Raw genomic sequence first — 8785 nt, 5'->3', positions numbered from 1 at the left:
TTCTTTCCCAATGTTAACTCTCTCTTCTGTCTGTAAAAAAGCCAATATCTTCTGCCATTTGTTTTCATCTAAAAAAAAACAACTTCATCCTCTTTCCTCTATAAATTATTCTCTCTATCCTAACATAAGATCAACACGACCTAGGCTAAAACGGCTATAACTGCTGCTATAGCAATCAAGAGTTAATCAGTGAAAACAAAATCAACAATAGTGGGCGAGCAATGAATTAGAGCAGGAGTGTGAGGGACTCCAAGGTGTTCAATTCCAGAAAGCTGATGATCGGACTCGAACCGACGACCTGCTCATTACGAGTGAGCTGCTCTACCAACTGAGCTACATCAGCAACGGTTGATTCGATAGGGGAACCCGCCGCTCCGGAGCAAGCAATCCCAATCTTGATCCTGGGCAGGTTTACTGATCCTAACTCATCCTTGCCTCACTCGGGATCCCCAACGCCATAGCCCCAAAGACAGCCCCAACGTTAGCCACGCCAGCCAATCCCCTGCGCGATTGTAGAAAGTTGTCTCAGAGCGCCGCCTCACCTCTCCCGTGATCACCCCCCGCTGAAAGATGGGGCCGACCTGCTGGAGCCGACCTGAGGGATCCACCACCAAATTGCCGCCGGTGTTGTTGACAAACACCACGCTACGCCGATTTTCCACAGCCCGAAAAACCGAGAGTTTGCCATGCAGCATCGGCCAGTGGCTATTGCCAAACCAGCTATCATCCGAAATTACGATCAAAGACTCGGCACCGCGACGAGTCAAAGTTCGGCTGGGCGCAGGCAACACGCTCTCCAAGCAGATCATCACCCCCAAAGGCCCGAAAAGCTCCCCCCCGGCCAAAGGTCGGTAGCCATCCGGCGAGGGCACATAGCGCCCCGACTCGAAATAGGGAAAGATCCACTGCTTGCCAAACCCATCCAGCAAGTTGCCCTGGGCGTCAAACAACAGGGCCGTATTAAAAAATCGCTGCTGCTCTTCCGGCAAATGGGCTGTGCGGGGATCCGGCTCTGTTGCCCCCGTAATCAAAGCGCCTTCCGGTGGCAGAATCGCTTGCATCGGCTCGATCACGTAAGGCTCTAGGCCGGTATTCAGCAGCCGTGCCCGCAGCGCCCCCTCCGGCCAAATCACCAACTGCGCCCCGGCAGCCACCCCCTGGGCAGAAAGCTGATGCAGCTCCCGGTAGCGCTCCATGCGGTAGTCCCAACTGCGATCGGCTTCCAGCCAAGCCACCTGCTGCACTGCCCCCACCCGAAAGCCGGGATCCCTGTTTTCAACGGCCAAGGCATCGAAGTAAGCCAGGCGCACGCTTCCATAAGCCAAGACCAGCCCTGTCAGCCCCAGGCCCCAGGCAAGCGTACTCCAGAAATCTCTGTTCTTGAGCATCTCACCCAAAGCGTTTCTCAGGGATCCCCTAGCCGTCTGCCACCGGCTGGAAATCTGCCTGGCCATCTGCCAAAGAACCCCATTGACGAACACGGCAAAAAAGGTAACCCCCCAGATCCCGGTGACATCGGCCACCTGGATCCCGAGAGGCCAGTCGAACAGCAAGGATCCCCAGTGGAAAGGGATGGGCCACCAGAGCAAGCCCAACAGCCCATCCAAGCCCGTCCAGACCGTGGCCAAACCCAGCGGACGTGCCCAAACCGGCAGGGGACGACTCAGTTGCAAACTCAGGAGCGTAGCGGTGGTGAAAAAGAGGGGGATCAGGGGAGCCACCACCACGCCCCCTAGGATCTCCCAGGCGCTCAACACCTCAACCGAGAAGGGATCCACCCAGAAGGCGTACAGGCACACCCAAAACCAGAGGCCATAGGCCAAACGCCACCGCGCCCACCCTTGCCGTTGTTCGCACAGGTCAAACAGCGGGGCTAGGCCCAGCAGCGCCCCCGGAAACCAGTGCCACCAGCGGTTGGGGGACCCCAGACAGAGCAGCAGGATGGCTAGACCCATCAGCCAGCGGGATCCCTCGCCTGGGTTTCTCTTTTGGGGCAGATCCTGCCGTTGAGTTGAAGATTTCAGTTCCAGCTTCATCACCTCAATAAAATTCAGCCTCTTCGGGAAACCCCACGGGGATTGAACACGCCCCTGCCGACGGATCCTCTCCAGAGTAGCGCCCTTGCAGCAGCCGCAACTATCTCCTGGAGCACAGGGCTCCTACTGCCCGAATCTGAAGCTGTGTTAACATTTTGCATAACTTCAGGGGGCTGGTGCCTCCCGGCTTGGGTTAGGGATCCCGTCAGCGGTGCGTAGCACTATGGGCAAAGTTTTGGTTTTGAATGCCTCCTACGAGCCGCTCAACATCACCAGTTGGCGCAGGGCGGTCGTTCTTTTGCTCAAGGGCAAGGCCGAGCAAATTGAGCACAATGGCCGAGTGGTGTACGGCAACATTCCTTTGCCCACCGTCATTCGCCTGCGCCACTATGTCCACGTTCCCCATAAGGAGATCCCGCTCACGCGCCGCAACGTCCTCTACCGGGATGGGCACCGTTGTCAGTACTGCGGCTGCTTCGGCGAAGATCTCACCCTGGATCACGTGATCCCTCGCTCCCGTGGCGGCGGAGATACTTGGGAAAATGTGGTCAGTGCCTGTGTGCGCTGCAACGTGAAAAAAGGGAACCGCACCCCCCGCGAAGCCGGTATGCCCCTGTTGCGCCAACCCCGCCGTCCCCACAGCACCCTCTACTTTGAAATCTCCAAAGCCGTCGGCAGTGGTTCCCACCGAGAATGGTCTAAGTACACCATCGGCCTAGAAGGGGATCCCCAGGGGGAATCGTTGGACAACCCAAGCTAGACGGGCCGCCTAGGGATGGACTTCCGATACAGGGGCAGCTTTGGAAATGGGGGGAGAAGTGGTGGCTGGGATCCCGGTCTCGATCCACCGGTGAATCAGGGCATTGACCTCTTCGGGGCGCTCATCGTGGGGGCAGTGGCCAGCCTCCAGGAAGTATTCCACTGCTTGAGGGTAGTGGGCCCGGTAGAGCTTAGAGCGTTCCCGCGCCCGCATCCAGGGATCCCGCTCTCCCCAGATCAACAACAGCGGGCGCACCAGGCTGCGCAGCAGCTCATCTACATAGCGTCCCTTCTGGCCGCCTCGCATCAAGGCCACAAACACATCGGCAGCACCCGGATCCTGGGTGGGGCGATGAATGTCCTCGACCAGTTGATCGGTCACGGCTGCTGGGTCGTAGTAAACCTGCTTCAGCTTGGCTCGAATCACGTGCGGCTGCCGCAAATACTGAAACAGCAGGTAAGACACCAGGCGCTGGCGCAGGCTCCAGCCCACCAGCCCGCCTATCCATTGCCGCCATCCGGTCGGGGATCCCTTGAGGGTGGAAAACCCACCTGCCCCATTCAAAAGCACCACGCCCCGCACCCACTCCGGCCACTCCGCCGCAAAACTGAGCACCACATAGCCGCCCAGGGAGTTGCCGATCCCCACCACAGGCCGACGGATTACCTGTTGGCAAAAGTCCCGCAGCTGATCCCGCCAGATTTCGGCGCGGTAGTCCCAGTTGGGCTTGGCGGAGCGACCGAAACCCAGCAAATCGATGGCGTACACCTGGTAGTGTTGAGCCAATTCGGGAATGTTCTTGCGCCAGTGGTCGGTGGAGGCTCCAAAGCCGTGCACCAGAAGCAGAGGCTGCCCCTGCTCACCCTGTCTGACGTAATGAACCGACTGCCCTCGCCAGATCCACCGCGCCGAAATGGGAGTGGCCGATGCCGATGTCGAAGCCATAGGAGTTGCTTGTAAGCCTTTCTTAATTCTAGGTTCTTTGCAGCTACTCCGGGGGGAAGCCCACCCTCTACGGGCAACGTAAGAGCAGTGGGCCTGTTAGACATAACCTCTGCTTTTTAGGCTTTGTATCACCAGGTCAATACATTCGGAGATGCTTTGCTCGGCAGTTTTGCACACCACCTCCGGCTGTTCCGGCGGCTCGTAGGGATCGTCGATGCCGGTAAAGTTCTGGATTAAGCCTGCCCGCGCCTTTCGATAGAGGCCCTTCACATCCCGGCGTTCGCACACCTCCAGGGGGGCATCCACAAAGACTTCGATAAAGCTGCCAATATACTGCCGTACCTCCTGCCGTGCTGCCCGATAGGGGGAAATGGCCGACACCAGCACAATCACCCCGTGCCGAGTCAGCATCTCCGCCACAAAGCCGATGCGGCGAATGTTCTCCTCCCGATCCACTTTGCTGAAGCCCAGACCCTTGGTGAGATGTTGCCGCACCAGGTCCCCATCGAGCACTTCCACCGGCAGCCCCCAAGCGCGCAACTGCTGGGCCACGCCGCAGCTCAGGGTGGTTTTGCCCGCCCCGCTCAATCCCGTAAACCAGACCGTTACCCCCCGCCGCGACATCTGTCTGTTTGCTTCTGTCTGTTTGCTGTGGATCCCTGAATCTTTGGCCCCGCCAGAATATCATCTCCAAAGCAGGGTGGTACACTCGAAACACGGCTTGCACAGCCCCAAAGTGCTCTGTGCCGCCGACACGACAACAATCCTTCACCGGCCATGTCCCCCCTGACTTCGCCTCTTGCCAGTGCCCCCTCGGGATCCCCGACAACTGCCGAGCTGTTTGCCGAGCATGTGATGTCCACCTACGGGCGCTATCCTTTAACCCTGGTGCGCGGGCAGGGGTGTCGAGTTTGGGATGAGCAGGGGCGGGAGTACCTGGATTTTGTGGCCGGCATTGCTACCTGTACTCTGGGGCATGCCCACCCGCTGTGGATTCAGGCGCTCACCGAGCAGGCGCAACAGTTGCATCATGTTTCCAACCTTTACTACAACCAGCCGCAGGCGCAACTGGCCCAATGGCTGACCCAGCACTCCTGTGCCGACAAGGTGTTTTTCTGCAACTCAGGGGCGGAAGCCAATGAAGGAGCCATCAAGCTGGCCCGCAAGTATGCCCACGCGGTGCGCGGGATCTCAGATCCGGTGATCCTCACCGCCCATGCCAGCTTCCATGGCCGCACCCTGGCCACCGTTACCGCCACCGGCCAGCCCAAATACCAGAAAGACTTTGCCCCTCTGGTGCCCGGCTTTGATTACGTTCCCTACAACGACATCGAGGGCACAGCAGCGGTGTTGGAGCGCTGGGGCGAGCGGGTGTGTGCCGTGCTGTTGGAGCCGTTGCAGGGGGAAGGGGGGGTTGTGCCGGGGGATCCCGCCTATTTTCAATGGTTGCGCCGGATCTGCAGCGAGCGGGGCATTCTGCTGATTTTGGATGAGGTGCAGGTGGGCATGGGCCGTACTGGCATGCTGTGGGGCCACTGTAACCTGGGGGTGGAGCCGGATGTGTTCACCTTGGCCAAGGGCCTGGCCGGTGGGATCCCCATCGGGGCCTTGTTGGCGAAAGACTTTTGCGCCGTGTTTCAGCCGGGGGATCACGCCAGCACCTTTGGGGGCAACCCCTTGGCTTGTGCGGTGGGTCTGGCGGTTTGCCGCACGCTGATGTCAGAGAGTTTGGTTTGGAATGCCCAGCAGACGGGGATGTATCTGCGTCAGGGGCTGTCCCGCCTGGCGGAGCAGTTTCCACAGCTCGTTGAGCAAGTGCGGGGCTGGGGCCTGATTCAGGGTTTGGTGGTGCGCATCCCGGCGGCTGAAGCGGTCAAGGCGGCGATGGACTGCGGGCTGTTGTTGGTGCCGGCAGGATCCCAGGTGGTGCGCTTGGTGCCCCCCTTGATCGTCACCCCGGCGGAAATCGACGAGGCTCTGGTGATGTTGGAATCGGCTTTGCAGAGGTTGGCCGCCTCCCTTGGCCATTCCGGGGAAGCCTAGCCTCGCCAAACTTGTCGCAGAAAGGCCTGCAACTGCTGTCGGGCAGAGGGCTCGTGGGGAGCGGGATCCCTTGCCTGCTCCAAAAGGGGCAACACCTCCTCCGCATAGGCCGGGACAAAGCCGGCAGCAGGCCAGAGCAAATCCGAGGTGGCCCGCAGGTTCAAGACTTGGGATCCCTGCCTGAGCAAGAGAGGTCGCACCCAGAGCAATGCTGGGGATCCCGCCGCAAGATTGTGGAGAGAAGCCTGAATCAGCTCCACATAGAGGGTGGCTTGCGGCCCTGGCAGGGCGAGGATGGGACGGGGTGAGGGTGGAGTGCTGCCCACCTCCACCGGGGCAGGCAAAGGGCGGCTTCTGAAAGGGATATTCTCCACAGAGCCACATCGGGCGGGCAAACGAGGCAACAGGGTCATGCAATCGTTAACTGAAGACGATATGGACTGTACTGATCCTAATCGATGGCCTCCTTACTTTTCTTTGGCAGGCGGGTTGGCCGGGGATCCCGTCTTTGCGGACATTTCGTGAACCCGATCTTGTGGCATGGTGCTAGGTAGCTTTCTGATCAGACTTGGACGGATCCCGCCATGATGCACACTTTTGTCCCGCCCCACCGCTTTTTCCCCTACCTGACCTGGACAGAGATCCAGGCCATGCCCGATAAAGAGAACGTGGTGATCATCCAGCCGGTTGCCTCGATTGAGCAACACGGGCCCCACCTGCCCCTGGTGGTGGATGCCTGCATCGGCACGGCGGTCATCGGGCGCGCCATGGAGAAGCTGGAGCCTGAGATCCCGGCCTATGTTTTGCCCACCCAATGCTACGGCAAAGCCAACGAGCACTGGCATTTCCCCGGCACCATTACCCTCTCGGCCCAAACCCTGATGGCGGTGCTGACGGAAGTGGCAGAGAGCATCTACCGAGCTGGGTTTCGCAAGCTGGTATTCCTCAATTCCCACGGCGGCCAGCCACAGGTGCTGGAGATTGTCGCCCGCGATCTTCACCAGAAGTATGAAGATTTCATGCTGTTCCCGGTGTCCGTCTGGCGGGTTCCCCACGAAGGGCGAGAGCTGTTTACCGAGAAAGAGCGGGAATTGGGTATTCACGCCGGCGATGGGGAGACCAGTATGCTGATGCACCTTTTGCCCGATACGGTGCGAACCGACCGATTGGTCTGCGAATATCCCCACGATCTGCCGGAAAACAGCTTGCTCAGCATGGAAGGGCGGATCCCTTTCGCTTGGGCAACTCGCGACCTCACCCAGAGCGGAGTTTTGGGCGATGCCACTGCCGCCACGCCGGAGAAAGGCAAAGTTTTGGTGGAGTCCATGTCCGATGGCTGGGTGCGGCTGATCCGAGATCTGCACAGGTTCCAGCAGCCCAAGGCTTGGCGCAAAGCCCCGCTGCCGGTCTAGGGATCCAGGCAAAGGTCTGTGGTTCATTGCCCTATAGACCTACGGCCTGCTTTGTGAAAGGCTTTCGCCAAAACTGGCTGGCCATTGAAACCATTAGGATTGAAGAGAAGAGATGAACTCCCCCATCTCATTTTTGCTAAGGGGTGATAGAGCTACGCTTCGCCAGTGCGACCAATGACCCTTTCCTTAAAACCGGCCACCCAACCCATCCTTGAGCGCCACAGCGCCACCTGGCAAGACTACGTGGCCATCCGCGACCATCCCGCTGTGGATTGGCAGAAACTTTCCTTTTATCAGGGCTGGTTGTGGGTCAACATGGGCAAAGAAGGGCCAGAGCATGCCTCCGTCAGCGATTTCACCACCATCGTCTTTGGTTTTTGGGCCTTTCTCCACCCCGATGTCCCCTTGCAGTCTTGTGGTCGCTGTCTGATCGAACGCCCCGAGACCCATGCCTGCGCCCCCGATCTGGTGCTCTACAAAGGCGATAACATCCCCAAGTACCAGCCCGGTGAACCGCGGCGGATTGATCTGCGCTACCAACGGGCGCCTGACTTGGTGGGCGAAATTGCCGATACTACCCTCAGCATTGATCTGGATGAGCAAAAGCAACTTTACGCCAGCTTGGGTATTCCCGAGTATTGGGTGATAGATGTCAAAGGGCGCCGCGTCTTTGCCTTTGGGCTAGCTGAGGGGGGCCAGTATCGGGCCATTGCCCAGTCACAGGTGCTCTCAGGTCTGAAGATAGACCTTCTCGAGCAAGCCCTGGAGCGGCTGGCCGAGGAGACCAACACCGCTGCTGCCAACTGGCTCCTCCAACAGTTGCAAAGCCGGGCTTAAGAACCAAGATTGATATGACTGTCATCTCCCTAAAAACCTCAACCCCCCCTATCCTCGAGCGCCACAGCGCCACCTGGCAGGACTACGTGGCTATCCGCGACCATCCCGCTGTGGATTGGCAGAAACTTTCCTTTTATCAGGGCTGGTTGTGGGTCAACATGGGCAAAGAAGGGCCAGAGCATGCCTCCGTCAGCGATTTCATGACGGCAATTTTTTTCGCATGGGCCTTTCTCCACCCCGATGTCCCCTTGCAGTCTTATGGTCGCTGTCTGATCGAACGCCCCGAGACCCATGCTTGTGCCCCCGATCTGGTGCTCTACAAAGGCGATAACATCCCCAAGTACCAGTCCGGTGAACCGCGGCGGATTGATCTGCGCTACCAACGAGCGCCTGACTTGGTGGGCGAAATTGCCGATACTACCCTCAGCATTGACCTGGATGAGCAAAAGCAACTTTACGCCAGCTTGGGTATTCCCGAGTATTGGGTGATAGACGTCAAAGGGCGCCGCGTCTTTGCCTTTGGGCTAGCTGAGGGGGGGCGTTATAGGGCAATCTCCCAGTCACAGGTGCTGACAGGCTTAGAAATAGCTCTTCTTGAACAAGCCCTGGAACGACTTGCCACCCAAACCAATACTGCTGCTGCTAGCTGGTTCATCCAACAGCTACAGGACCATGTTTAACAAAACGCGCGGAATTCCCCACCCTCTGTAGGGTGGGGATGGATAGCGCCACTGGATTTGTGGAGCACTCAG

At 58.8% G+C, this 8785-nt stretch carries 9 protein-coding genes, 1 tRNA gene and 1 pseudogene; 5 read left to right on the top strand and 6 right to left on the bottom strand.

Annotation, left to right across the window (positions count from 1 at the left end; all coding sequences use genetic code 11):
* The 3 genes and pseudogenes from NW816_RS13800 to lnt form a co-directional block, all read right to left on the bottom strand.
* A pseudogene (locus tag NW816_RS13800) lies at positions 1-75 on the bottom strand (IS5/IS1182 family transposase); the annotation flags it as partial.
* A 195-nt stretch (positions 76-270) separates the two neighbouring features.
* Positions 271-343: transfer RNA gene (locus tag NW816_RS13795), tRNA-Thr, on the bottom strand.
* A gap of 82 nt (positions 344-425) precedes the next feature.
* Positions 426-2036 carry an apolipoprotein N-acyltransferase gene (gene lnt / locus NW816_RS13790; RefSeq protein WP_414409531.1) on the bottom strand — a complete coding sequence of 537 codons (1611 nt, stop codon included), beginning with the start codon at positions 2034-2036 and terminating at the stop codon, positions 426-428.
* Positions 2037-2259: 223 nt separating this feature from the next.
* Here lnt and NW816_RS13785 point away from each other — a divergent pair, with 223 nt between their 5' ends.
* On the top strand, positions 2260-2796 hold the full coding sequence (locus NW816_RS13785) for an HNH endonuclease (protein ID WP_414409530.1): 537 nt from the start codon (positions 2260-2262) through the stop codon (positions 2794-2796).
* A 9-nt stretch (positions 2797-2805) separates the two neighbouring features.
* Here the strand turns inward: NW816_RS13785 and NW816_RS13780 are convergent, their stop codons facing one another.
* Together NW816_RS13780 and cysC are read right to left on the bottom strand one after the other, a co-directional pair.
* A complete protein-coding gene (locus NW816_RS13780; RefSeq protein ID WP_414409529.1) occupies positions 2806-3741 on the bottom strand; it encodes an alpha/beta fold hydrolase in 936 nt (311 codons plus the stop codon).
* A 96-nt stretch (positions 3742-3837) separates the two neighbouring features.
* Complete coding sequence (gene cysC / locus NW816_RS13775; protein WP_414409528.1) at positions 3838-4365, bottom strand: adenylyl-sulfate kinase; 528 nt, start codon at positions 4363-4365, stop codon at positions 3838-3840.
* A 153-nt stretch (positions 4366-4518) separates the two neighbouring features.
* Between cysC and NW816_RS13770 the strand changes: the two genes are divergently transcribed.
* Positions 4519-5784, top strand: coding sequence for an aspartate aminotransferase family protein (locus tag NW816_RS13770; RefSeq protein ID WP_414409527.1), 1266 nt, complete (start codon positions 4519-4521; stop codon positions 5782-5784).
* On the opposite strand, the gene NW816_RS13765 is transcribed toward NW816_RS13770, so the two are convergent.
* Entirely contained in the window at positions 5781-6197 is a 417-nt protein-coding gene (locus NW816_RS13765) for a hypothetical protein (RefSeq protein ID WP_414409526.1), read from the bottom strand. The two genes, NW816_RS13770 and NW816_RS13765, sit on opposite strands and share 4 nt — an antisense overlap.
* Positions 6198-6371: 174 nt before the next feature.
* Between NW816_RS13765 and NW816_RS13760 the strand changes: the two genes are divergently transcribed.
* The 3 genes from NW816_RS13760 to NW816_RS13750 all read left to right on the top strand — a co-directional run bounded on the left by NW816_RS13760 (position 6372) and on the right by NW816_RS13750 (position 8713).
* A complete protein-coding gene (locus NW816_RS13760) occupies positions 6372-7196 on the top strand; it encodes a creatininase family protein (protein ID WP_414409532.1) in 825 nt (274 codons plus the stop codon).
* 174 nt (positions 7197-7370) lie between these two features.
* Positions 7371-8033: a Uma2 family endonuclease gene (locus NW816_RS13755; RefSeq protein WP_414409525.1), complete on the top strand. Its 663-nt coding sequence runs from the start codon at positions 7371-7373 to the stop codon at positions 8031-8033.
* 14 nt (positions 8034-8047) lie between these two features.
* Positions 8048-8713 carry a Uma2 family endonuclease gene (locus NW816_RS13750; protein WP_414409524.1) on the top strand — a complete coding sequence of 222 codons (666 nt, stop codon included), beginning with the start codon at positions 8048-8050 and terminating at the stop codon, positions 8711-8713.
* The last annotated feature ends 72 nt before the right edge of the window (positions 8714-8785 follow it).

The sequence above is a fragment of the Synechococcus sp. W55.1 genome (assembly GCF_047461655.1).
Lineage (GTDB): Bacteria > Cyanobacteriota > Cyanobacteriia > Thermostichales > Thermostichaceae > Thermostichus.
This window is presented reverse-complemented; position numbering and strand designations above follow the sequence as displayed.

Excerpts from the sequence above, each read along its gene's own strand:
- lnt (WP_414409531.1), bottom strand. The coding sequence starts at position 2,036 with ATGAAGCTGGAACTGAAATCTTCAACTCAACGGCAGGATCTGCCCCAA.
- NW816_RS13785 (WP_414409530.1), top strand. The coding sequence starts at position 2,260 with ATGGGCAAAGTTTTGGTTTTGAATGCCTCCTACGAGCCGCTCAACATC.
- NW816_RS13780 (WP_414409529.1), bottom strand. The coding sequence starts at position 3,741 with ATGGCTTCGACATCGGCATCGGCCACTCCCATTTCGGCGCGGTGGATC.
- cysC (WP_414409528.1), bottom strand. The coding sequence starts at position 4,365 with ATGTCGCGGCGGGGGGTAACGGTCTGGTTTACGGGATTGAGCGGGGCG.
- NW816_RS13770 (WP_414409527.1), top strand. The coding sequence starts at position 4,519 with ATGTCCCCCCTGACTTCGCCTCTTGCCAGTGCCCCCTCGGGATCCCCG.
- NW816_RS13765 (WP_414409526.1), bottom strand. The coding sequence starts at position 6,197 with ATGACCCTGTTGCCTCGTTTGCCCGCCCGATGTGGCTCTGTGGAGAAT.
- NW816_RS13760 (WP_414409532.1), top strand. The coding sequence starts at position 6,372 with ATGCACACTTTTGTCCCGCCCCACCGCTTTTTCCCCTACCTGACCTGG.
- NW816_RS13755 (WP_414409525.1), top strand. The coding sequence starts at position 7,371 with ATGACCCTTTCCTTAAAACCGGCCACCCAACCCATCCTTGAGCGCCAC.
- NW816_RS13750 (WP_414409524.1), top strand. The coding sequence starts at position 8,048 with ATGACTGTCATCTCCCTAAAAACCTCAACCCCCCCTATCCTCGAGCGC.